The sequence below is a fragment of the Pedobacter metabolipauper genome (genome assembly GCF_004362715.1).
Classification (GTDB): domain Bacteria; phylum Bacteroidota; class Bacteroidia; order Sphingobacteriales; family Sphingobacteriaceae; genus Pedobacter; species Pedobacter metabolipauper.
Map to the genome: position 1 here is coordinate 723,504 of NZ_SNYC01000003.1, position 26,370 is coordinate 749,873.

The 26,370-nt window shown below is 42.2% G+C and carries 17 protein-coding genes; 10 read left to right on the top strand and 7 right to left on the bottom strand.

Translation table 11 applies throughout. The features are described 5' to 3' along the window. Positions 1-8: 8 nt before the first annotated feature. From ATK78_RS03155 to ATK78_RS03165, 3 genes are all read left to right on the top strand, one after another. On the top strand, positions 9-2,933 hold the full coding sequence (locus tag ATK78_RS03155) for a tetratricopeptide repeat-containing sensor histidine kinase (protein ID WP_133574599.1): 2,925 nt from the start codon (positions 9-11) through the stop codon (positions 2,931-2,933). Positions 2,934-3,030: 97 nt separating this feature from the next. Further along, entirely contained in the window at positions 3,031-4,233 is a 1,203-nt protein-coding gene (locus ATK78_RS03160; protein WP_133574600.1) for a GAF domain-containing sensor histidine kinase, read from the top strand. Between the two features lie 95 nt (positions 4,234-4,328). After that, the gene (locus ATK78_RS03165; RefSeq protein ID WP_133574601.1) at positions 4,329-4,964 is read left to right on the top strand and encodes a competence protein CoiA family protein; all 636 of its coding nucleotides are present in this window, start codon (positions 4,329-4,331) and stop codon (positions 4,962-4,964) included. Positions 4,965-4,998: 34 nt separating this feature from the next. Here ATK78_RS03165 and ATK78_RS03170 read toward each other — a convergent pair whose 3' ends face one another. From ATK78_RS03170 to eat, 6 genes are all read right to left on the bottom strand, one after another. Then, positions 4,999-5,694 (bottom strand): DUF421 domain-containing protein, encoded by a 696-nt coding sequence (locus tag ATK78_RS03170; RefSeq protein WP_133574602.1) that lies wholly within the window; start codon positions 5,692-5,694, stop codon positions 4,999-5,001. A gap of 52 nt (positions 5,695-5,746) precedes the next feature. After that, positions 5,747-7,009 carry a BamA/TamA family outer membrane protein gene (locus ATK78_RS03175; RefSeq protein ID WP_133574603.1) on the bottom strand — a complete coding sequence of 421 codons (1,263 nt, stop codon included), beginning with the start codon at positions 7,007-7,009 and terminating at the stop codon, positions 5,747-5,749. Between the two features lie 191 nt (positions 7,010-7,200). Continuing rightward, on the bottom strand, positions 7,201-9,138 hold the full coding sequence (locus ATK78_RS03180) for a sensor histidine kinase (RefSeq protein WP_243732422.1): 1,938 nt from the start codon (positions 9,136-9,138) through the stop codon (positions 7,201-7,203). A gap of 90 nt (positions 9,139-9,228) precedes the next feature. Further along, positions 9,229-9,966: an ethanolamine ammonia-lyase subunit EutC gene (gene eutC / locus ATK78_RS03185; protein ID WP_133574605.1), complete on the bottom strand. Its 738-nt coding sequence runs from the start codon at positions 9,964-9,966 to the stop codon at positions 9,229-9,231. Next, on the bottom strand, positions 9,954-11,339 hold the full coding sequence (locus ATK78_RS03190; protein ID WP_133574606.1) for an ethanolamine ammonia-lyase subunit EutB: 1,386 nt from the start codon (positions 11,337-11,339) through the stop codon (positions 9,954-9,956). Before ATK78_RS03190 ends, eutC begins: the two co-directional genes overlap by 13 nt. 2 nt (positions 11,340-11,341) lie before the next feature. Further along, positions 11,342-12,661: an ethanolamine permease gene (gene eat / locus ATK78_RS03195; RefSeq protein ID WP_133574607.1), complete on the bottom strand. Its 1,320-nt coding sequence runs from the start codon at positions 12,659-12,661 to the stop codon at positions 11,342-11,344. Between the two features lie 250 nt (positions 12,662-12,911). On the opposite strand from eat, the gene ATK78_RS03200 reads away from it, so the two are divergent. The 7 genes from ATK78_RS03200 to ATK78_RS03230 all read left to right on the top strand — a co-directional run bounded on the left by ATK78_RS03200 (position 12,912) and on the right by ATK78_RS03230 (position 25,025). Continuing rightward, entirely contained in the window at positions 12,912-14,396 is a 1,485-nt protein-coding gene (locus tag ATK78_RS03200; RefSeq protein WP_133574608.1) for a hypothetical protein, read from the top strand. Positions 14,397-14,501: 105 nt separating this feature from the next. Beyond that, entirely contained in the window at positions 14,502-14,813 is a 312-nt protein-coding gene (locus tag ATK78_RS03205) for a hypothetical protein (protein ID WP_133574609.1), read from the top strand. 546 nt (positions 14,814-15,359) lie between these two features. Further along, positions 15,360-18,446: a SusC/RagA family TonB-linked outer membrane protein gene (locus tag ATK78_RS03210; RefSeq protein ID WP_243732423.1), complete on the top strand. Its 3,087-nt coding sequence runs from the start codon at positions 15,360-15,362 to the stop codon at positions 18,444-18,446. A gap of 48 nt (positions 18,447-18,494) precedes the next feature. Further along, a complete protein-coding gene (locus ATK78_RS03215; RefSeq protein ID WP_133574610.1) occupies positions 18,495-20,075 on the top strand; it encodes a RagB/SusD family nutrient uptake outer membrane protein in 1,581 nt (526 codons plus the stop codon). A 304-nt stretch (positions 20,076-20,379) separates the two neighbouring features. After that, complete coding sequence (locus tag ATK78_RS03220; RefSeq protein ID WP_133574611.1) at positions 20,380-21,270, top strand: PorP/SprF family type IX secretion system membrane protein; 891 nt, start codon at positions 20,380-20,382, stop codon at positions 21,268-21,270. Positions 21,271-21,343: 73 nt separating this feature from the next. Then, positions 21,344-24,334 (top strand): sensor histidine kinase, encoded by a 2,991-nt coding sequence (locus ATK78_RS03225; RefSeq protein ID WP_133574612.1) that lies wholly within the window; start codon positions 21,344-21,346, stop codon positions 24,332-24,334. 67 nt (positions 24,335-24,401) lie between these two features. After that, complete coding sequence (locus tag ATK78_RS03230) at positions 24,402-25,025, top strand: response regulator (RefSeq protein ID WP_133574613.1); 624 nt, start codon at positions 24,402-24,404, stop codon at positions 25,023-25,025. A gap of 41 nt (positions 25,026-25,066) precedes the next feature. Here ATK78_RS03230 and ATK78_RS03235 read toward each other — a convergent pair whose 3' ends face one another. Continuing rightward, positions 25,067-26,296, bottom strand: coding sequence for a multiheme c-type cytochrome (locus ATK78_RS03235; RefSeq protein ID WP_133574614.1), 1,230 nt, complete (start codon positions 26,294-26,296; stop codon positions 25,067-25,069). Positions 26,297-26,370 lie beyond the last annotated feature (74 nt).

Below are 26,370 nucleotides of genomic sequence, written 5' to 3' on the forward strand. Positions count from 1 at the left end.
ATTTAGTCATGCTAAAGCCTGTAATGCTACGTACCTGTCTGTTGATCAGCTTCTTGTTCACTTTTGTTGTCGGATATGCCCTTGATCCATTGTATGCTGCTTACACAGCGGCAGGTGCCAGGAACGCTGCACAGCAAATCGCTAAAAGTAAAAACAACACCAAAAAGGTAAACCTGCTGATCAACCTGGGATATTACCACCTCAGCAAACCAGGGGAATATAAGTCAGATCTTGATAGTGCTGAAAAAATGTTCAGCCAGGCCTTGCTTTTGAGCAAAAGGCTGAATTATAAAGCCGGTGCGGTCAATAGCAAAATCCACATGGGCATCCTGGCTTACGAAAGATCGCGGAAAGAAGAAGCAACAGCCATTTTAGTGAAAACAGCAGCTGAATCGAAAAAAGCAGGCTTGTTGGAACTGGAAGGAAGATCATGGTTCCAGCTTGCTTTAATGTATGAAGGTGCACGGCGCTTAGCCTACATGACCAGGGCCGTAGTGTATTACACAGCAGCAAAATCAACAGATAAATTATATACGCTGGAATTGCATCTTCAAGCCGCTAAAAAGCATGGAGAATATCGGTTTCTAACGTACTTCCCGGGTAATTTTTACCTGAACCTAACAGAAATCGCCACCATTAGAAAAACGCTTCGTACATTAAAACCGGATGTAACCAAATTAGATCTGATGCTCCGGCTGAGTGCCATATACGTCTACCGTCCGGGTGAGGAGAAAATACACCTGGATAGTGCTAACTATTATGCCAGTGAAGCAAAGGTATTGGCAGAACAGATCAGGAATAAGACAGGAAGGGAAGAAGCATTACTAATGTTCAGTGCAATATCCCTGGAACGGAAACAGGTAAAGCCTGCCATCCAGATTTTAAAAGAATTAAATAATGCAAATAAATACCGTCTGGAAGATTTTTTATCCCGGTGGTATTATAATGAAGGCAACTTTGGTATGGTAGAATCCCGCAGGTCTTACTTAGATTCAATGAAGTATCATGGAGAAAGGGCATTGCATATGGCACGCCTCCTGAAAGATAAAGATGCAGTATTTAAAGCTATGAATGTACTTCTTGGACATGCGGACCTTTACTCCAGAACCTATATAACTGAAAACCCGGAGAAGAACTATCTGTATATCCTCAAACAAACGATTCCCGGCGAGTTCCCCTCCAAAGAATATATGTACATTTTATTATGTGAGCTATTTCTAAACAAGGGCGATTTTTACAACGCGTTAAGCTATGCACAACTGGCAGAAAAGGCAATTGGCAAGAACACAACATCAAGAGATATTTCAATCATCAACGGACACCTGTCAGATATCTATGACCAAATCGGAAATACATCAAAGAGTGTATATTACTGGTCTAAGATGATTAGAGAACCTAAAAAATACGCTTCAGATATTTATATCTACTCCATCATTTTCAGCTACGCTAATTACCTTAGAAAAACCATAGGTGCGCAAAAAACGCTGGCCTATATCACCCAAAAAAACATAGACAGTCCGCCTGCAAACAATTACGACAGGGGCTGGTATCATTTAATCCTGGCAGACTGCTACAAAGATCTGAATCAATTCGAACGTTCAGAAACCAATTATCTGGAGGCCATAAAACTTCGTGAACTGATCCAGAAAGATCCGTTTACGTATTATTACAACCTGGCAGATCTGTATATAAAATACCATAAATATGATCAGGCGGCGTCGGCATTGAATGTGGCTAAAAAAACCAGTACAGATATGGGTGCTACCTATCTGGCTTCATTTTATGCCATGCAGTCGAAAATAGACTCTGCATCCGGAAATATTGGACTGGCTTATGGCAGCTTGCAAAAAAGTAAAAAATGGAGCGATTCAATTTATAATGTCAGCAAGGAACGGCATACCCAGGAACTTGAATTCCAGTATGAAACCCAGAAAAAGGAAGCTACCCTTAAACTCAGGGAAGAAAACATCCGTTATCTGAACCAGGGTGCAGAACTCCTGAGAAACAATGTACGCATTCAGCATTCCAAATTAAATGAAGCGATGCTGCTCGCCCAGAATAAGGCGGTAGATCTCATATTAAAAGAAAAAGACATCAGTTTATTGAATCAGAATGCAAAAATTCAGGGCATAAAACTCCAGCAGGCTGAGCAGGGCAAAAAGGTAACCATTGCCTTTATTGTTTTGATGGGAATCATTATCATCCTTCTTTACAGGCAGTACTGGTTCAAACAAAGATCAAGCAAAGTGATTTTGCAAAAAAATGACCAGCTGCAGCAGTTACTGGCAGACAAGAGCTGGCTGCTCAAAGAAATGCACCACCGGGTAAAAAATAACCTGCAAACCGTAATGAGCCTGCTGGAGTCTCAATCAGCCTACCTGGAAGATGATGCACTTAGTGCAATTAAAAATGGGCAAAACCGCATATTTGCAATGTCGCTGATCCATCAGCGGTTGTATCAGTCGGACGAAGTGAAAACCATCAACATGAATTTATACATTCATGACCTGGTATCTTATCTGCGTGAAAGTTTTAACCTGAACAATATCATCCAGATTAAAATAGAGGTTGAGCCCATTGAATTTGAAGTTGCTGAGGCTGTGCCGCTTGGATTAATCATCAACGAGGTCATTACAAATTCACTCAAATATGCGTTTGGACCAAATGAAAAAGGAGTGATCAGCATTACGCTAAACCACCTGCCGGAACATGAATACCAGTTGATCATGAAAGACAATGGAAAGGGGCTGCCTCGTCATTTTGACCTCGAAACCGTTGCTACACTAGGGCTAAAGTTGATTAAGGGACTGGCAATACAAATCGATGCCACACTCCAAATAGAAAGTGATCACGGAACCAAAATAACCGTATCATCCAACAATTGGAAAAATCAGGAAACCCCGAATGCGATGACCTTAGCGCATACAGGTTAGTGCGGTTATAAAATGGCTTTTATAAAATCAATTATCTGATTTATTTAAAACCAAAACACTAAAAAAGACTTATATTCGTCTAAATACCGCATTTTATATGAGTTTATTCCCATTGGTTAAAGACGAAGAACAAAGGTTAACCGCATTAGAATCTTACCATATTTTTGATACTGAAAGTGAAAAGGAATTTGACGACATTACTTCTTTAGCATCTGCGATATGCAATGTGCCAATTGCATTGATCACCTTTATGGATGCCACACGGCAAACCTTCAAATCCCATCACGGAACAGACATGACGGAAAACCAGAGGGAACTGACCTTCTGTACGCATGCCATGGCATCTGACGACGAGATTACCATCATTCCAAATGCCAATGCCGATGCTCGTTTTGCCAACAACCCGGTAGTAACAGGACCCGCTAAAATTTGCTTTTACGCTGGAGTACCACTGATCAATGAGGATGGATATACTTTAGGAACAATATGTGTATTTGATCAGCAAACACAACAACTTACAAACAGCCAGATCAATGCATTAAAAACACTGGCCAAACAAGTGATGGATAAATTGGAACTGAGAAGAAAGATCAAAGTGCTGGAAAAAACAAACCAGGAACTGATCAATTCCAACGTGCTCATCCAAAAGTTTGCGTCCATGGCCGCGCATGACATCAAAAATCCGTTAAGCAGTATCCTGCTCAGTTCCGAAGCCTTAAAAAACCGCCATGAGAAATCAAAATATGAAGGCTGTGCCAGGCTGATCGATCTGAACATTTCATCCGCTAAGACGCTGTTAAATTTAGTAGATGAGATGCTAACCTATTCCAAATCGCCATCTTCACTAATCATCAATAAAAAGAATTTCAACCTGAATTCGCTGATCCAGAAGATCACAGAGATGCTGATCATCCCGGAAGGAATTGAGATCAGGTTACCTGAAAAAAATCATGATCTGTATTTATCTGTAATTGCATTGGATCAGATCATCTTAAATCTGCTCAGTAATGCAATCCGGTATAATGATAAACAAAAAGGGATCATACAAATTCGCTTCCGGGAAGATCCATCTCATTATAAACTGGAGATCGAAGACAATGGAATAGGGATCCCAGGGGAATACCACGATAAGATCTTCGAAAATAATTTCACCCTGCAGCAGACCGACCGGAATGATCAAAAAGGAAATGGCATTGGGTTATCTACCGTAAAAGATCTGATCCAGATCTTAAATGGAAGCATCCATGTCGAATCTACTGTAGGAGAGGGAACCACATTTTTTGTTTCGATTAAAAAATAGGTCCAGGAAAATCAGCCAAATATATTCTTTTGATTGCTGACGATTTTCCATAATTTTGTAACTCTTCTAAGATTCCTGTAGAGATTTACAAAAGAATGGACTTAAATTCACCTTTAATCGCACCTGCGCTACGTGTTTATCCCGGAGAAACACCCTGGCACCGCAATTGGAAAAAGGCATTTCCTCCCGCATTTCGTGAAGTAAGTTTTTTAGATGAAACCGCTGGGCAGCTGCACAGGGCAGACGTACATACCCCCTGCGGTACCACATTGGAATTTCAGAATTCACCGATCTGTATAGAAGAACTCAGAAGCAGGGAAGCTTTTTATCCAAACCTGGTTTGGGTGTTGAACGGAAAGAAATTTAAGGGATTCCGGATCCTGAAGCACCTGCCGGATTTAGATGACCCCATGCTCAGCGGATATGAGTTTTGCCATACGGATCACCTTTCTATGATTCGGAAATCAGACTTTTTGCAGGGAATAGAAAAGCCCAAAGTCCTGAATTTCTACCATCCTGAAATAAAGGGCCTGAAGTTCACTTCACATTATTATTCATTCTGCTGGAAACAACCGCACCGGGTATGGTATGAAGCGAAGGCACCAATTATCGTTGATCTGGGCGGACATTTTCTATACCAATTGAAACAGAGAAAACAAGCTTCAGGAGATTATCCATATCTGCACATCATCCCCAGACAGGCATTTATAGATCGTTACATCAAATCGTAACCTGTAAATTCTGCACCACTCATTAACGCTGCGACTACTTAACCCTGCAGATATTGATGGCTTTAACCCATTTCTTATGCTCACATTTCGGACACTTATACTCAGCAACTGTAGTTAGAAGTTCGACATTTCCACAGTAGGTACATGCATATTTACCTGGTTCGGAAATAGATTCAATACAATTATCAAATAATGCAGGTAAGATAGGTAAACCATATTTTATCGATTCATCAGGATAATAATATATGCTCAGATTGCCCGATGTTTCGAGGATAGCGGTTTCAACCTGACCAAGATGTGATATGCTTTGCTGTCTCATTTCGGAGAAGAACTCATCATGTGCAAAGGTTTCTTTGCTAAATTCTTCCGTATTAAATTCACCGTCTTTAATGAGATAGACACATTTGCCTTCAACAAGATCATCAAACTTCGGGTTCTTGGCCATGGCATAGGTAGTGATTCGATAGGCCCCAACAATTACAGTAAAGATCACAATGGGAACCATCAGGCCAATTTCCTTGTAAAACATTGGATCACCTGCAGCAGAACCAAGGCTGATAATGACTACCAATTCAAATACGGATAACTGACGAACGCCACGCTTGCCCAATAACCGCAAACCAATAAGAATGATGAAGTACATGACGATGGTACGCAGAGAAATTTCAACCAGGAACTCCCAGTTCTCTTCGCCGACAAGGAAAGCGGTCCAATCAATAGATAGCAGCATAACGTTAATTAGATTTATGGTGAGATAAGCAATAACCCGACCAATTTAAACCTTAGAATACCTCGTTTAGTCCGAGGAAGAATCCGCGGGCGCCATATTTACCAAAAGCATAATCCAGACAAAGGTTGGTCCGGGTGGCTTTATTGAACAATACACGTAAACCGGCACCGCCACCAGGTTGCCATTTATCAAATAATTTTGTGCCCATATCATCATTGGTGGACTGGATATTAAAAAATGATACACCGCTTAGAAACTTATTTCTGGTAATCGGAAAACGGTGTTCTATTTCAGAATAAAAATACTGCGGACCTTTAAAATAACCGACAGTATAACCTCTTCCGCTACGGAAGTAGGCATCTTTACCCGTTCCAGGCAGTTCAAGATATGGAAGTGATCCGCTAACCAGGTAAGAACCCCAGTTCCAAAAAGCAATAACGTGCTCAGGATTGCGTTTGGAAAGACTCCAGTATTTTCTAAAGTCTGTTGTAAATTGTACCGCATTCTTTGAACTCCCCATCCAGCTTTGGTTTATACGGAAACCAGCATCAGCATAAATGCCTTTAAATGCACGGTTTTGATTGTCGCGGTTGGTATATTGAATATTAAAAAGAAGACCATTGGCCATGTAATGATCGCGGTCATACCCATAACGGTCACTGTAAACATGATATGGGGTTAGATCGGTACTAGAACTGCGGTCCTCAATTTTCCTGCGGATATCAAACGATACCCCGGCACCAAAAAATAGGTTTTCTACAATCTGCTTGTAGGCTTTCTCTCTAAAATTGTAAAACTGACCATGCAATACCCGCCCAACACGATCTGGGTTATTCAGCGCCAGGTCTGCCTCATTACCAACAATAGCTGCGCCAATCCCCAGTCCATAATCTGGTGTCACCGTTTTTGCAGCAACAAGACTGCCTTGAAAGTTCCAGGTATTGCCGTTTGTGAACGCATTGTGGCTCAGGTAAAAATAGATAATACCTTTAGTAGTAATGGAAGCAGAAGTAGCAGCAACGGACATATAGGTATTCGGATCATCACCAAGAACCTTACCGCCAACTACTTTAATGCCGATCTGGGCACCGATGCTCGGATTATAAGCAATGCTTGGCATAATGGTAAGGCCAGACTTTTCACTTGCAAGAGAAGGCTTCTTATTACCTTTTTGAAAGATCGTTTTGATCAGATCACCAATGTCGTACTGTATTTCTCCCTTTAATGAATCAGCCTTTAAAGAATCTAAAGGAACAGCAGTCTGACTGTAAGCCAGACCAGGTAAAACAAACAGTAATACCGTTAAAGTCTTCATGATCAAAGAAAACCCTTTTAAGCCAGAACCAGGCTTTGCTTTAAAATAAGATATATTTTTATTTTCCAAATCTAATACACTACGTAAATAAGACCCGCAATTTACTTCAAAAAGTAATTCATCCTGACTTTTACAGATTTAAAAGTCAAAATTTAACAAAAAAAAGACTTGCGATAAAATTCAAACTTCCGTTAGTCTTTCCCTTTCGGGATCAGGAAACAGAAGGAGATCACACCACCATCCTGCTTAATTTTCAATTCTCCGCCATTGCTGGAAATATATTCCCTGCATAAATGAAGCCCTAAACCGACACCCTTTTCCTGATCAGTTCCATAAGAGGAATGAACGATACGGTGTCCGGTCATATTCGAAATATCGACATCAGCAGGATCATCTAACGGATTAGAAACACAAACCTGCACATCATTACCAATCGGATTAAGCGATAACGTAACCAGCTGACCTTTGGAAGTAAACTTAATTGCATTATCGATCAGGTTGCGCAAAACCAATCTGATCTGATTTTCATCGGCATAAACAGGAAAGGAACCTGCTATATGGACCTCCGGTGTAATGTCTTTCTTTCGCATCAATGGAGAATAAACCAGCATCAACTCATCAATGAGTACTTTGAGGTCAAATGAAACCGGATCAGTCACAATACCGCCCATCTGGCTCTTTGCCCAGTACAGCAGGTTGTTTAATGTATTATAAATGGTTTCAATATTCTTCTTATTCTCCTTCAGCATGTGCTGAATGTCTTCCATCGTCAAGGCATCCACATCATTCAGAGAAAGGATACTCATCAAACTATTCAGCGGACTCCGAAGATCGTGGGCAATAATAGAAAAAAGCTTATTCTTAACCGCATTTGAAGATTCGAGCTCGGCAATGGTCTTGGTCAGCAATTCGGTACGCTTTTGTACCAGATCTTCTAAGCGCTGTTTCTGGTCCTGAACAAGCACCAGGTTTTCATCACGTACATCCTGTTCCGTTTTAATAATGATGCGGTAGCGATCACCAAGTGCAAAGGAAAGCAGCAGCAATTCCAGCGTAGACCCAATCGGGATCAGCTGCATCGTAAATTCATTGGTTTCCAAAACTCCGGCTAAACTAAACGTAACGATCCCAACGGTTAACCAGATAAAGAACCAGGCAATAATATAATACTTAGCAGGCTTGTGCCCTTTAACATAAGCGATGATTCCGGAGATCCATAGCACGATGGAGACCGTAAAGGTCATGACCTGGGCAATAGAGGCCGATAAGCTTTTATTGCCGCTAACACTGGTAAAGAATAAAACAATTGCGCAGCAGCCCAAAAAGTAATAGATCTTGAGCATCCATGGAACGGTATGCTCCAGGTTGAGGAACTTCTTACAAAAGATGAGTGAAGTAACCATGGAGAAGCTTAAAAAGACATGCGGATGGTAGCTGAACAAAATCCGAAGTTCATCACCAAACAGAAAGCCATAACCTCTGATATAGATCAGCAGGTAGGAAGAAAGTGTCAGTACATAGGCCGTATAATATAAATAGGTGGTATCCTTCAGACTCGTAAACAGGAATAAATTGAAGAGCAGCAACGCAATCAGCACCCCAATATATACGTATTCAATCCGGTCTTTAATGGCCTTACCACGCATGATGGCTTCAGGAGTAGCCAGTTTTAAGGGGACCAGCATGATGTTGTTGGTCTTAAGCCGCAAGTAAATACTGCTTACAGAATCATTTTTTCCGTCAGGAAGCTTAAAGACAAAATTGCTTTCAATGGTTACGCCAGGAGCCGGATAAGACAGACTGCCGGATTTCATGTGGTTAAGGATCAGTTCCTTACTTAGAATATAACAATCAATGTGTTCAATGTTGGGCGCATCCACAATCAGATATGACCGCGACAAGCTGGTATGGATGTGATTGATCTTAATCCAGGTAGCAGCAGTAGAATTCCCGAAATTTAGGATATCCTGTTTTCCGGGTACAAATTTTCCGGACGCATCAATGGCTTTAATTTGCGCCAGTGAAAGTTTGGCACTTTCATCTTTAAAATAAGTGATGCTTTTACCGATGTTCTCATAATCAAAATTTAAATCATGGGTAACAACCTGGGCAGAAGCACTAAAAAACAAAGAACAGAAACAGAATAAAAAACAGATCGGGAAACGCATAGATAAATTTGATACGTAAAAATAATATAAATATTTTGACAGTTTCAATAGCTATCTCAACAATCCTTCATTGTCCTTTAGTAAAACGCCGGAAAGTTTTCGCTGAAAAGCTTCCTGAATAAGATAAAAGATCTTACTGGCTGCAGGTTCATGAGCCAAACCTGCCGCTCTGATGTTCGAAACACAGTTACGGGAATCATCAGTTAATCCGCGCTTTGGCCCATAAGTTAAATAAGCACCCAAACTATCAGCAGCACTTAAACCGGGCCGCTCACCAATAAATACAATGGATAATTTTGCCTGCAGCTGTTCTGCAATACCATCAGCAATGGCTACACGTCCTTGCTGGATCAGACAAATGGGAGCGAGGCTGAAATTTGCATGTACCAGTTTAGGAATTAAAAGATCCAGTAAGCCGGCAATATTTTCATGGATAGCCAATGCAGAAAGACCATCCGCAATACAGATCACCACATCGAAACCAGTAATCTGACCGGCTAAAAGATCTTCAGACTGTGTACTAAGCTGCCTGCCCAGATCTGGTCGCTGTAGGTAATGTGCACGGTCGGCAGCCATGCTGTGTAATTCGATAACCGGTAAGTTAAACGGAGCCAGTTGAGCTGTTAATCCAGGAATATCCATAGAAGAATACACGGCGTCCCTGGCATGGGCATGGGCCATTTTAAAATCAAGCGATTCAGTAACCGGAATGCTGGTACCCGTTCGTCCAATAGCAATACGGGCATTCGTAAAGCCCTTTAAAAAATGTAACGTATTTAAATCTGCCATAAACTATCCATTTTTTTTAAAAGCGCAGGATCAGGATCCATCAATGATCCACTAGGATCGGTGATCCCTTGTTTAATCAGCCATTGCTCAAACTCGGGAGCAGGTTTTAAACCCAGCATCTTCCTTACATACAACGCATCGTGAAAAGAGGTGGACTGATAATTCAGCATAATATCGTCAGAACCGGGAATACCCATAATAAAATTACAGCCGGCAACACCAAGTAAGGTGACCAGGTTATCCATATCATCCTGATCGGCCTCTGCATGATTCGTATAGCACACATCAACACCCATAGGCAATCCCATCAGCTTTCCGCAAAAATGATCTTCAAGGGCGGCACGGATAATTTGCTTGCCATCGTATAAATATTCCGGACCGATAAAGCCAACCACCGTATTTACCAGCATGGGATTGTATTTCCGTGCAATAGCATAAGCACGCACTTCGCAGGTCTGCTGGTCTACACCATGATGGGCATTTGCAGACAAGGCACTTCCCTGACCCGTTTCAAAGTACATCACATTGCTGCCAACCGTACCCCGGTTTAAGGATAAGGTGGCTTGATGCGCTTCATCCAGTAAAGTCAGGTTAACACCAAAACTGTTATTGGCCTGTTCGGTGCCGGCAATTGATTGAAAGCAAAGATCTACAGGGGCATTTTGATTGATCAGGTCAATGGTTGTGGTAACATGGCTAAGGATGCAGGATTGTGTAGGAATCTCAAACTGTTCCCTTAAACGATCAATCAACAATAAAAGCTTCATAACGGCCGCCGGACTATCGCTTGCCGGATTTATACCAATCACAGCATCACCGCTTCCATAAAACAATCCATCAATAATTCCGGCCAGTATCCCTTTAGGATCATCCGTAGGATGATTGGCTTGCAGACGGGTAGAAAAATGCCCTTTTAATCCAACGGTATTCCGGAACCGGGTAATCACCTCACATTTTTTGGCCACAGCGATCAGGTCCTGATTTCTCATGATCTTAGATACGGCGGCAACCATTTCAGGCGTGATCCCGGCTTCAATACCTTTTAAAACAGCATGATCGGTTTCATCTTTTAAAAGCCAGTCCCGGAAACCGCCAACTGTTAAATGGCTGATCGGATTAAAGGCTTGTAAGTCGTGTCCATCAACGATCAGCCGGGTAACTTCATCCAGTTCGTACGGAATAACAGCGGTGTTCAGGAAATCTGTCAAAGGAACATCAGCCAGTGTAATCTGAGCGGCAACACGTTCTTCATATGTTTCAGCACTTAAGCCTGCCAGGGCATCACCCGTACGGAAAGGGGCCGCCCTGGCCAGTAAAACCCGCAGATCATTAAACAGATATACTTTTCCACGGATAGTATGTTGATAGGGCATTATTAGTCGGTATGAATTAGAATTTGAACCTTGTGTTTGCCTAAAATTACGAAGATCAAAGTAACAATCGCCAAACCGGCAAAGAAAATCAGGCTGATCTGCACATTATAATAAACAATAGCCACCAGGCATATACTGGAGATCAATAAGGCAATGGCTGGAAATACCGGGTAGAACGGGGCCGTAAAAGGACGCTCCATCCGGGGCTCTTTTACGCGAAGGATAAAAAGGCTGATCATGCTCATCATATACATCACAATGGCACCAAGAACGGAAAGGATAATGATCTGGCTGGTTGTACCCGTAAATAATGCGGCAAATGAAATCAACCCGCCAAAGACCAGCGCCCAGTGCGGGGTTTTAAACCGGGTATTCACCTGGGCCAGTTTTCCAGGCAGGTAACCACTTCTGGCCATCGCATATACCTGGCGGGAACCAGCGAGGATGGTACCATGAAACGACGCAATGAGGCCAAATAAACCAATACTGGCAAAGATCTGGGTTAATGCGCTCGACTTTCCCAATACAATCGAAATGGCTTCAGGCAGCGGATAGTCAATCGCACTCAATTTACGCCAGTCGGTAATGCCGCCGGTAAGGATCATTACACCTAAGGCCAGGAAGATCAGCGTAGCCAGGCTGGAAATATATCCTCTGGGGATATTTCTTTTAGGGTCTTTTACTTCTTCTGCCACCATAGCCACCCCCTCAATGGCGAGGTAAAACCAAACCGCAAAAGGCAAAGCTGCAAAAACACCAGCCCAGCCAAATGGCATGGGCGAAGTCATAAAATTATCCAGCTTAAAATGCGGACCCACAATGCCCATAAAAAGCAGCAATTCACCAACGGCAAGCAGGGTAATGAAAACAGAGAATGTGGCCGATTCCTTTACCCCAGAAATATTCAGCAGGATAAAAGCCACATTAAAAACCAGGGCAGCAGGAATGACTGCAATTTGCGGATATAAAAAATGAAGATAACTGCCCAGGGCAAAGCCAATAGCAGGAGTGGCGAATAGAAAATCAACCAGCGTAGCATAACCAGCAATCAATCCGCCAAATGGCCCCATAGCCCGGTACGCATATGCAAAAGCGCCACCAGCATGAGGAATAGAAGTCGTTAGTTCGGTATAGCTAAAGATAAAAGTGATATACATTAATGTAATCACAAGGGTAGCAATCAGGAAACCAATGGTTCCGGATACCGCCCAGCCGAAATTCCAGCCAAAATATTCACCAGAAATGACCAATCCAACAGCAATTGCCCACAAATGGATTGGTTTTAATACTTTTTTTAGTTGGGCAGCCTGTAATTTTTCCAAAATTCAGCAGATTTTAAATAGAATTGTTAAGATAAATAAATAATTGATATGGAAAACAAGAATAAAATCGAAGAGGTGATATTATTTGACATTTATGGAAACATAAATTATTTTATATTAGCGAACTTCAAAAATTAAGCAGACCATATAATAGAATAACAGATTAAGATGGAACCAACGGAACATTTCATTATAAATATCATTTTTACAAAAGTTAACCCCATATTAGATCAAATTTAAACACTCACTCATGAATCTAAAATCATCGCTCTTTTTCCTGCTCTTTATTTCTTCAATTACTGCATTTAGTCAAACTCAAACTGGTTTACTAAAAGATCCGGAATGGAAAGTGTTTAATAGTATGGACAGCAAATCCGGGGCAGTATTAAGGCTGTCAAATCATACTACTGCAATGATTGTAAGCATAGCGCAAGAAGACTTTGCTGTGCTGAACATCGATGATAAACTTACTCAAAAATGGTTCAAACCTTTAAGTGGATATCCACTAAGTATTGGGAAATTTAAAAATAATATTTTAGTAATTGCTGCAAGTGATAAATCTCTTTTAAAACGTTTCAGCGGGTCATACAAGGCTTATATTTTAGATGAAAAGACAGGAAATGTACTGCTTGAAAAAGTCATTTACGAGGGAAATCCTGATTTCATAGAAGATCCTGATTTCTTCTTTGCAAAGGACGGTTCTTACATGCGTATGTCAGTTAGACTCACTTTAATGAAACGCAATACAATTAAGCTCTTCAATACAAATACAAAAGATTTCCGGACCACACAAGGTTACAGCATCATTGATTTTGACGACCAGCTGAATCAAAGACAAAAAATTAATCCTGAAATGCCTTTTGGTGACGTATGGACAACTTCCAGCGGTACTGATGGGAGCTTCTTTATAGCTGCTGTCGATCAAAAAGAAGGAAAAATAAATACATCAACCTACATGTCAAGTAGCGCCAAGCCTCTGAAATCAGTATCTATACCATTCGATGTAAGAAAAAATTCAGACATTGAATCTATACTTAGTATTTCGGGAAATCAAACATTCACAAATTATTTAAGCATAGTTTATACAAATCTTGAAAAAGAAACAACTTTGCTCACCGCTAAAATAAATTTTAAAGACGCAACATTCAAGACCACAACTGAGGTTTTTGACAATAAACACTTTAAAGAGCTGGAGAAAACTTTTATTCCTGCTAATAAAAAATATGATGATCTGCAATTCAATAAGAAAGGATATTTGAATGTCAGTCATATGGAAGAGTATGATAGCAAATTAATGGTCAGCATCTCTTGCGGTTATATAATGGTTTCCACCAATAGCAGTGCTAGTGTAACAATTGATGGTTCTTTGTTATTGAATTTTTACGATCAGGAATTGAAAGAATTATATCATCAATTTATCCCAAGGACATATATAAGTCCAGATGGTGAAGGTGCAAAGGTTGCTTATTTCCCGAAAAATAACACATTGAGAATAATTGCAAACATGAAAGCCACATCATTAAGCAGTGTCTCGTCAATATATGCCGAGATGGATCTTTCAACCGGTAAAATGCTTAAAACAAATAAGATTGCCGATGAGGACATTAAAAAAGGTTATTATGCCAATACAAAATCAGTGATTTGGTTTGACGAGTCCTGCATTTTACCTTATCTCGACCGTCAAAGAATCTTATCAAGTAAACTTGGCCTCCAAATACAGCAACTGAGTTTTTAAAATTTTATCCTTAGACCAAACAGACGGTTGACTACTCATCTATATTAATTTTATAAAACAATTTCATCCATTTCCATATTCTAATTAATATAAAAAGATACGACTATGGAAACTAAAGATCAGGAAAATACCCAAAATAAACCAGCTGAAACACATCCAAAACCTACTGAAGATGTGCAATTAGATATTGAGACCGTTACACCGGATACTGAAAAAGAAGGACTCCCGAACGATCAGAAAAACAACAATCCTACTCCAAATCAGAAACCAACTGATCAAGATTCCAGTAAAGAAGAGAAGCCTGATGACATAAATTCAGATGAAAATAAAGAGGGTAGTGCAGAAGGGACAAAAGAACCTGAAACAGAAAACAATGACGATCAACCCGCGGACGACATCGAAACCGTAAGCCCGTAATCCTAACCGGCAGATTAATTCTTAAATCCCAGGTACTCCATAAGGACAATGCAAGTCAAAGCAACAGCCTTAATGGAGTGCCTGGGATTTCTTTTTGATGTTCTTTTATAATCGCAAATTTCCTGCAAGCCAAATTATCATTCCCAAACCAAGCCCACCAGAAACCTTAAAACATCTACAAAACTTGGTAATTAATAATAATGTTATTATGTTTGTACATATATAATTTAATTACCAAATATACACCTGTCATATCTCAATAACGGGGATACTACAGATTCGATTAGTTAATCCATTTAGAAATGAAAACTATTATTTTTTCTATTTCTTTAAGATCAAACACATCCTATATTGATGATAAGCATACTTTTGCCTCATTTTTTCCTTTTTTAGCGAAATATCAAAGCTTACTTCACCGCACTCATCTACCACATTTTGCTTCACAACAAACTCTTTTTTCAAGTTTACATCCAATACAACTATGTATGTACAAATAAAAATATCAATCAACCAACCGTATATATTTTAACCTAAATCCATCATGAAATGAAAAAATCGTGTACCCTTAAACCCAGGAAAATGCAAGTCTGCATCTTCTTATTGTCGCTATTTTTAATAGCAGCACAAACCACTGGTTTTGCCCAAACACCCGGGAGCATAACTGTTAAAGGCGTTGTTTACGATGCCGCCAACCGACTGATCACTTTACCTGGTGTAGGAGTGCTGCTGAAGGGTGGAGATAAAAGTACAGTAACAGATGCCAATGGGAAATTCCAGATCCAGGTGCCATCCGCACAATCGGTATTGGTATTCAGCTATGTCGGTATGCAGCCTAAAGAAGTAACCGTTGGTACTCAGCTGGATCTTTCCGTATATCTGGAAGCCGATTCTAAAGCATTGGATGAAGTATTAGTAACCGGTTACGGTACGCAGAAAAAATCTGACGTCACCGGATCTGTCGGTGTAGTAACCGCCAAAGAATTACTCAATGCCCCGGTAACAAATGCACTGCAGGGCTTAAAAGGAAAAGTGGCAGGGGTAAACATCTTCCTCAACTCAGGATCTCCCACAGGAAGTCCAAGGGTGTTGATCCGCGGACTTGGAACCATCAACTCCTCATCAGATGCCTTGTATGTAGTGGATGGGGTAGTGATGGAAAATATTCAGGTACTTAACCCAAATGACATAGAACGCATCGAAGTATTAAAAGATGCGTCATCAACAGCAATCTACGGCGCACGCGGTGCAAATGGAGTCATCCTGATCACCACAAAGAGAGGGTCAGCAACAGAAGGAGTATTGGTTGGCTTTGATACCTATGTAAGTGCAGGCGTATTGCCAAAAAAACTCCAGATGCTCAATTCAAAAGAGTATTTAGAAGTAATCAGAAGAGGTTTTGAAAATGACGCGAAGTACAGACCAACAGCGGTTCATCCTGTATTCAGCACCAGCGACCCCAGGTTATTTGATGCAAGCGGAAACCCATTATACGATACCGACTGGCAGGATGAAGCCACGCGTACTGCAGTGTCGTATAACCACCAGCTCTCCGTACTCGGAAAATCGGAAAAATCTTCCTTTGGCGCATTCTTAAATTATGCCAATACCGAAGGGATCATGCTCAACAGCTGGCTAAACCGCATCAATGGAAAGATAGCCTACGATGCAAATCCAAAAAAATGGCTGTCGCTGGGATTAAATGTCCTGGTAAACAACACCAAAGCCAATGAAACCCAGGAAGATGGCGGGGGACAAGCACCACGAAGGTCTATGCTCGAAATGCCGCCAATATTCCCGGTCAAATTTCCGGATGGATCATGGGCAAACAGCAGCCAGATCACTGACCCCTTTGCCTTAGAAGCCATAGCCAACCCGGTACATGTACTAACTACCCAGGACAGGCTGAGAAAGCTAAACCAGATCTTTGGGAATACCTATGTAACCTTTCACATCCTTCCCGGACTCGATCTCAGAACCCAGTTCGGCTTCGATAAACGGGATAACCTGCTCCAAAACTATAATCCCAACGACCTGGTGAATATTTCATCCCCATTGGGGTCTGCATCCATAGAAAACCAGCATTCTTTTTACTGGCAGGAAGAAACCTACCTAAACTTCAATAAGGAATTCGGTGATCACCGGATCAACTCCGTGCTGGGATTAAGCTGGCAGGAACGTACCTACGAAGGCGGAAGTATTTCTGCACAGGGGTTTTCTGATAATTTCTTTAAATTTAACAGCATCCAATCCGCAAGCTTACCAGGAGCCCCAACATCCTCATTCGACGAATGGTCAATGAATTCCTATTTCATAAGAGGCAGCTACAGCTACAAAAACCGTTATTTAGCTACCTTTACCGGACGGATTGATGGCTCATCACGTTTCGGTGAAAACAGTAAATATGGGGTATTTCCATCGGTAGGATTGGGCTGGGTAGTTTCTGAAGAACCTTTCCTGAAAGATATAGAAAGCATCAATGAATTTAAGATCAGGTCCAGCTACGGAATAACCGGAAATACAGAGATCCCAACCTATCAATCACTGGGAACCATTTCCTCGTCCACCACGCTAATCAATGGTACGCGGGTATCCACCAGTTTCGTAAACCGGCTTGCCAACCCCGATCTGGAATGGGAGAAATCAAAACAGTTCGATATCGGCTTTGACCTCGCCCTATTCAACAGGAGGATTACCCTCGGCTTTGACTATTACCACAAGCTGACTACAGACCTGCTGCTGGATAAACCACTGCCAACCTCCTCTGGCTTTGGATCTGTAAGGGACAACATCGGATCGGTATCCAATAAAGGAGTGGAAGTGCTGTTGAGCGGAAGCCCGGTTCGTAATATCGACTTTACCTGGCAATCTACCCTAAACTTTAGCTACAACAAGAACAAGATCGAAGCCCTTGGCGCAAATGGAGAAGATATCTTTCCTGGTCCGTCGTTTGTTTCCGGCAGTCAGACCATTCTGCGTGTAGGCGAAAGTTTAAGTTCTTTCTGGGGTTACAGGAGACTTGGGACCTGGGGAACAAACGAAGCCGCAGAAGCGGCACTCGTAGGAGCAATTCCCGGTGTAGCAAAGCGAAGCACAGAGCGCACCGTGATCGGTAAGGGCATTCCGGATTGGAATGGCAGCTTTATCAATAATTTCAGGTATAAAAACATCGACCTGAGTGTAGACCTTCAGTTCGTATATGGCGTAGAGATCCTTCAGCAATTCCTGCACTCTACAGAAGACCGCACCGGTTATGCCAACGGGTTTAAATCTACCCTGTATGATAGCTGGACAGAACAAAATCAAAACACCATGATCCAGCAGATCCGTAACGGTCCTTATTCCGGGCAGAATAGTGAAGTAGATGACCATTGGGCAGCCAACGGATCGTATTTGCGCGGAAGCGCAATTACCCTGGGCTATAACCTCGGACAGCAGCAACTGACCAAATGGAACATTAAGAACCTAAGGATCTATGCCAGTGTACAAAATGCATTCCTCATCAAATCGGATGAGTTTAAAGGATACGATCCGGAAGCCACTTCATACGGGGATAACCAATGGGGACAGAATATCTATTTCCATCAGTATCCAAAACCAAGGACATTCACCCTCGGGGCAAGCTTTCAGTTTTAACCCAAACAGATCGAAATCATGAACTACAAGAGCCTAAAAAATACGACCATGAAAACTTCAACTATCGTTTTAATGCTGGTCATCCTGTTAAGCACTTCCTGCAAGAAATTTCTGGAAGAGGTACCGAAAGATGAAATCTCCAGCAACCAATATTTTAAAACACCGGATCACGCCGTAAATGCAGTCAATGGATTATACCGGACAGGAGCACCCCAACTCTATGATGGTACCGGAAGCTTATATTCCGGATCATGGATGATGTTTACCCCATACATTACCGGCTACATTGACAATGAGTATAAAGGACAGGAGATCCATGCCCAATATGCACAGAACATCACCTTTAATGGCGACAACCTTTCCAGCTACCTGCAAAGTATCTGGAGTTCGTTGTACGCAGGTATAGCGCGTTCAAATACCGCAATTAAATATACGCCAATAACTGTAGGCATTACGGATGCCCAGTCCAGGCGCTTGCAGGGAGAAGCCAAATTCTTCAGGGCACTGGGCTATTTTAACCTCGTCCGGATGTTTGGCGGTGTCCCGCTGATCACCGAACCCTATGAAAGTCAGGAAAACCTTTCGGTAGCCAAAAGTACAGCAGAACAGGTATACAACCAGATTGTAGCAGATTTGGAATATGCGGTTAATGAAGCCGGACTCGCCGATGTATCAATGGCCAATAACGGCTCCCGCATCACCAAAGGAGCAGCAGCAACATTACTGGCAGATGTATACCTGACAATGAGTGGGTTTCCGCTTCAAAAGAACAACTATGCGAAAGCAGCAAGTGCCGCGAGACTGGTAACTACAGGCGGCAAATACCAGCTGACCACTCACGGACTCAATCCGGACAATACGGTATCACTGACCAATACCGCCTATAACAAACTGCGCGTAGCAGACAGATCAGCTACAGAATACATTTACTATTACGAGTTTGCCGTTGGGATTGCCACATCATCCTATTCAAATTGGGCATTTCCGGCCAGTGCAACCTCAGAAACCAAATTCTCGGTAAGCGTAAATACCTACGGACCAACAACCAAGTTCCTTCAGGGATACGATGCCGCTAATGATTTAAGAATTCAGGAAAAACAATATTTCCATTCTTCATTAACCCGAAGCAACTCCACAGTGCTCAACTTTCCAGCGGCACCCTATATGTGGGTAGACAATGAAGCGGCATTCTCTACCGCCAGTTCAGGTAAGGATTTTCCGGTGTATACTTATTCCGATGCATTGCTGATCGCCGCAGAATCTATCGCACTTTCCGAAGGCGTAACCGCCGAAGCCGTAAATTACCTGGCGGAAGTTAGGGGAAGGGCATACTGGAAAACAGACCCCGCAGTGATCAAAGCACAATTAATGCTGCTATCAGCAGACAATTTTGTAAAAGAAGTATGGAAGGAGCGGTACAGGGAACTGATCTTTGAAGGAACATTGTGGTTCGACATCCTTCGCACACGTCAATTTCCGGTGCCATTAAATGGAAACATTACTTATGAACCGGTAGTCGGCCATGCAAATGGAACAGGCGCCATCATAAATTCCAGGAACCTGCTGCTACCCATATCCAGGGATGAATTACAGCGCAATAAAAGCCTGGTCCAAAACCCGGATTATTAACGTATTTTAAAAAAATTCAGCGTACTGAACCATCAAATACCTAAAGTGGAATCCTAAACTTGATCAGGGATCAACTATGCTTTGCCGCCCGGAATTTGGGCGGCATTTTTATTGTGTAACCGTTTTTATTTAATGTAAAACTACCCCTACGGGTAGTAGTAAATCGCTTTCAGATCCGGTAATTTTGAATAATCCATTTTTCCCCACCTCACCTGGCAGTGTTGCCGCTGCCGCCTATGACATTCGCCATGTGGATGGGGATTTAAAAGAAGATTAATTAAACCCGAACCGATACCTCTTGATCATGAAATTACATACCCAGATTCTTCTTATCCTATTGGCCATAAGCGGAGCCGCCATTCCGGTAAAAGCGCAGTTGGATCCGCTCGGTGCACAATACTATACCAATCAGTATATCGCCAATCCCGCACTCGCAGGAGATACCACTGGCATAAAGATCAATGGCGTATACCGTCAGCTCTGGAACAATGTACCCGGAGCACCATCAACCCAAAACCTGACCGCAGACTATGGTTTTAAGAAAGTAGGGGTCGGAATAAACATCAACAATGAAAGTGCAGGACTCCTGAAACAAACCCGTGTAGTAGGAACCTATGCGTACCACATCCCAATGAAAGACCCGAAACAACAATTACATTTTGGCGTCTCATTTGGTTTCTCCAATCAGCGTCTGGAAACTTCAGATGTTGACGGAGACGAAGGAGACCCTTCTGTAGGCATGTACAACAACCGTAAAACATACCTCGATGGTGATTTTGGGATCGCCTATACCAGCAACAGGTTCAGCATTCAGGCGGCTGTTCCAAACTTAAAGAACTTCTTTAAAAAGGAAACCTTAAACCAGGCCGAAGTAAATACTTTCTATACCGCAGTTAGCTATAGGTTTAGCTTGTATGAAGGTGATAACGGAATATTACTGGAACCAAAAATGGCCTATCGCGGGATTCAGAATTTTGACAACATTTGGGATGCAGGTGCTCAGTTAAGTATGGTAGACCGCCAGATCATGATCAGTACCATTTACCACAGTACACACAGTACGACATTTGGACTTGGTATGGATTTTAGAAGAAAGTACCTGTTTACAGCCATGTATACCTCACAGACAGCTGCATTGGCCGGTTATACCAATGGAAGCTTTGAAGTAAACCTGAGAATAACCGTTGGTAAATAATTTCATCGATTTATAATTCGTATTAACTAAATTTTATACATCTTAAATAATAAATTTGAAGTGTTAAGGAAAAATGATCTGCAAAAATAATTACCCGGCAAAAGTAACCACAGCCGCTGCAAAGAATACTGCAATCGCAGCAGTTGGTATGGTTTTACTATGCATCTTTTTCCTTTCCATCCAATCTGCGCAGGCACAATATCAAATCGTTAAACCAGCCATCTCAGGTAAACAATACCCACCTTCTGTAGTTCGCGTAGGGCAAGATAGCCGCGGGTTTATCTGGTACCTGACCCACGACGGACTTTACCGTTATGACGGACAATCTTCCAGCTATTTCAAAAAGGAACTGGTCAACCTCGGTTTCACGGGTACGCCTGATGATATGCTGCTGGACAGCAATGACCGGCTATGGATCGCCTCCAAAAGCTGCGTGGCCTGGCTCGATCTTAAAAACTGGAAATTACATAAGGCAGATAGCGCACTCATCAAGTCAAAATATGCAGACGATATCAGCAGCATACAACAGCTTCCAAATCAGAAAGTAATGATCGTTTACCGGAGCGGTTACTTAATTTTTGGGAACACTGCAGGATTTACCGCATTTGATGGTTTTTATAAAATTGTCATCAACGCCGGCCATCGGTTTACATTCGATAATATTATCCACTGGAAAAATGCCTATTGGATGGGCGCTACCAATGGAGAACTGTTCCAAATCGATACGACCTTAAAACAACCGGCAAAAAAGATCACCATCGAAAAAGGAACCGCCATAGTAGCCGTTATGCCTTTTAAAGACAACCTGATCTGCAAGACAATAAACGGACTCATCTATACCTATGACGGACATAACCACAAACTGATCACGGATGGATACCTCGCCGTACGTTCAAAAAAATATCCATGGCACAATAAGATCTTTCCCTCAAATTATGAATACCTCTACTACAATAGAAAATCCAGTCCCAAAGAACTTTCCCTCTTTTCCGACGGCATTTTTAAACGGGAAGTGCTTCTTAATGATACCGCAGGGATTTTAACAGATCTCTACATCAACAGCTTTGTCCACACCAAAAAAAATGGAACGGTTATCCTTGCCACCAGCAGCGGCATATATATCTTGTTTAAGCAGCGGGCAGTGATCCCTAAACTTAATGGCAAGAGCGTTAGAGGAATCTATCGCTTCCCGGATGGGGATATCTATTATGCCAGCTATTCGGGAAGCAGGCTCATCACCAAAACTAAAACGTTTGTTTTCGATACCGTCAGAATTGCGTACTGCATGCTCCCGCTAGATGACCATCGCCTGCTTTTGGGTTACGAAGGTGGCTTCATGGAAGTTTTTGATAAGACAAAGAGAACGCATACCAGGTTCAGCTATACCCGCTCTAAACTTGCCGGAGAACAGTTTTCCAGGTTCATATTTACCGCAACAACAAGAAAGGGCAAGTATTATTTAGGTACCGGAAATGGAGTATTGGTACTCGATTCTGCCAGCAAAAAGTTATCTGCACTCATAGACCAGCAGGGAAATCAGATCACCTCCAAACTTCAGATCAAGAAATTGGTCTGGATAAAGAACAAACTTTATCTGGCCTCACAAAGAGGGTGCTTTACCTGGTCCGGTCATTCCTTAAAAAAACTATATCCAACAGGTACAAATAAAGGCTCCAGTGTGTACGACATGGTGCCTGGCGATAAAGGCATTTGGATTGCAACGCTGAATGAAGGATTGATCCACCTGTCTGCCACAGGAAAAGTAATCCGGAGACTCGACACAGACCATGGCCTTAAAACAAACGTGATCTTCTCGCTGCTTGATGCCGCAGGAACCTTAGTTGCAGGCACAGACCGCGGATTGGTACTGATCAAAAAAGACAGCGTCAGACTGATTGGAAATGATGATGGTCTTCATCAGTTTGAATTTAACCATGGTGCTGCATTCTACGACAGAGAAAACAATATTGCGTACATGGGGGGATTGGAAGGATACAGTCTGCTCGATCTGAACCGGAAATGGTTTGCAAATGCACCGCTAAAAAGATTATATGCCTCAACAATTACCTTAAGCTCCGGCGATCCGGGCAAAAGCATCGACATCTACAATTTGCCCTATCTGAATAATTTAAAGATCAATCTCAAACCCAAACAGGAATACCTGTCTATTTCTATTGCAACGCCAATGAGTTACCTGTATAAATACGACCTGGAATACCGGCTGGTTGGTGTGTTCGACCAGTGGCAGCGACTGGAAGAAGGGCAGCCCATTTCCTTGCTCGGATTGGCACCAGGTAAATATCCATTGCTCGTACGTTCCGGCGGATCCATCATGACCGGAAAGGTGCTGATGCTGTTCATCAATAAGGAACCTGCTTTTTATCAGACCTGGATCTTCTATGTGATCCTGGTGTGCATCGTATCCGGACTGTTTTATCTCAATTACCGCGGACGAATAGAAAAGGCCAGGAAAGAAAGCTTGTTGCGTGCACGTATCGCAAGTGATCTCCACGATGAGGTAGGCAGTGTGCTCACCGGTATATCCCTGCAGGCAGATTTTTTACTGTATAGCGGTGAAGACATCAACCGTAAATATCTGAAACAGATCGGTGAATCAAGCCGCGAAGCCATCAGCATGATGGGGGACATCGTTTGGTCCATAGACTCCAGAAATGACAATACCGATGAATTGCTGGATAAAATGCGTGATTACCTGTTGAGCATCCTGCAGACGCAAGGCATCCAGTCGGAGTTTGAAACCAATCCCACATATCCGCACATCCCACAATTGATCCGGCAAAATACATACCTCATTTTTAAAGAGGCCATCAATAACATCAGCAAACACGCTTCCGCAACCCTGGTCAACGTAAGCCTCAAATACGAAAACAAACTGCTGACACTAAAAGTAAGGGACAACGGTATTGGATTTCCCAGTTCCTATAAAGCCAGGGGGCAGGGGATCCGCAATATGAAAATGCGTGCCGGGCGCATGAAAGCGACATTAACGATCAGCGATCCCGGCCCTGGAATGCTGATCGAGCTGGAAGTACCATGCTGCTAAAATCCAATATAGTTAAAACTACACCAACGGGTAGTACATTCTCCATTTTTAGTTACTAAATTGAACCATGTATCAGATCGCAATAATTGAAGACAATGTAAAGATTCAGCAGGTGCTGAGTGACTTTGTTTCCGTACAGCCGGATATGGAACTGGTATTAAAATCCAGTTCCTATGAAGAGTTTATCCACGACTGGAGGGGAAGGCACCTGGACCTGGTGCTTTGCGATATCGGATTACCCGGAAAGTCAGGTATCGATGCCGCCTGGTATATCAAGGCACGTGATGAAAATACGCTGATCCTCATGCTGACGGTATTCGAAGAAAAAGAAAAGATCTTTGCCGCGCTATGTGCCGGAGCTTCCGGATACATCCTTAAAAGTGCCTCCCTGGAAGAAATTCAAAAGGCGATGAAAGAAATCCTGGGCGGAGGGGCAGCCATGTCGCCGAGAATAGCCAGACAGGTAGCTGATTTCTTTTACCGTAAACCTGCAGAGATCAATGCAGAAGCAGAATTAAGTTCGAGGGAAGTGGAGATCATTGCGCTGATCCGGCAGGGGATGAGCAATAAGGAGGTGGCAGATAAGCTGTTCATCTCGCTGGATACGATTAAATACCACATCAAAAATATCTACCGGAAGCTTCAGATCAGCAACCGTTCCGAATTGATCTTAAGATATCAGGACAATTAACATCGGTTCTGCAGAGACATGGGCAATTAACCCGGTTAACACTATTTTTTCAAATTTTTAATCATCTGAATGATCTTTTTGGTCTCTTCCGGATAGATCCGGATCAGATGGGTCCGTACCTGGTAAGGGTGGATCAGTTTATTTTTATCCTTAACCTTGATCGTATTGGAAGACTGCATAGGCATGTGACAGTCCACACACTTATTTTTGCTCAGCATAAACTCCTTCTCAGTCAGCGACGGATGTTTCTTACCGGCATCATAATGACAGGACTGGCACTTTTGATTATAGATGGTTAAAGAAAGTTTGTTTTGATGGGTATCATGGCAGGTACCGCATTCCAGCTGACTGGAGATAAAACATTTACTACCTGCCAGGAGTTCAACCTGATTTCCGTGAACATCCTGCTGAACTTTCGGATCTGGCCGCATGTAATCCACTTCCCTGTAATTTTCAAGCGTATCACCCGGCTTAAAGAAATAAATGTTTTTAACCATCATCGCTGTGCTTCCAGAATGACACATGGCACAGGCATCGATTTTCTGTGTCCTGGTCAGCGACAGGTATGATTTCATATACCTGGATTTAAGACTATCCGGATAAGCCGTATGAAAATTAACATGATTGGCTGAAGGCCCATGGCAGCGTTCACAATCTATCCCCGTGATCAGGGATGCCTTTTCCAACCGGACGTTCCTTGAAAAGGAATGATTTTCTTGTGCTTTGCCATCGATAAATGAAGTATGGCATTGCAGGCATCTTTTTACGATACCACGATTAAAATCCGGATGGGCTTCCAGGTAACCCGGACTTGCGGTAAAGCGGTTTAAATTTTTAAAATAGGTAGCAGGCAGTTCAAATAAAAAATCACCACGCCAGGTTAAATAGGTCTGGGCATTTTTAGTACCGATCACCAGATCCATTGCAGCCGATGTCTGCTCAGTTCCATTGGAATAACCCACCTGAAAAAAGTCCTTTCCGCGTTTTTCAAATCTAACCTGCTGAAAATTTCCATAATCGTAATCCAGTTGTTTCTGATCCGGGTTAAACATCAGGGAGGCCGGGTTTACAGGTGCCGAAGTTTTAAAATGGGCATTCTGCATATAATGCTCAGAGAGTACGGCATGACACTTTTTACAGGTCTCAGAACCAGCATACATTTCTCCGCGCGGATCAGGCTTGTCTTCAGAGAAAAACAGGCTGATTGCCACCATAAATAATGGAATTGATAAAACTGCAGCAATCAGAAGGGTTCTTTTTTTGTAGTACATTTGGTTAGTACCTGCAAATTAATATTAATTATATAGAAATGCAGAACAATTGTTTCTTTTTTGGGTAGTATACG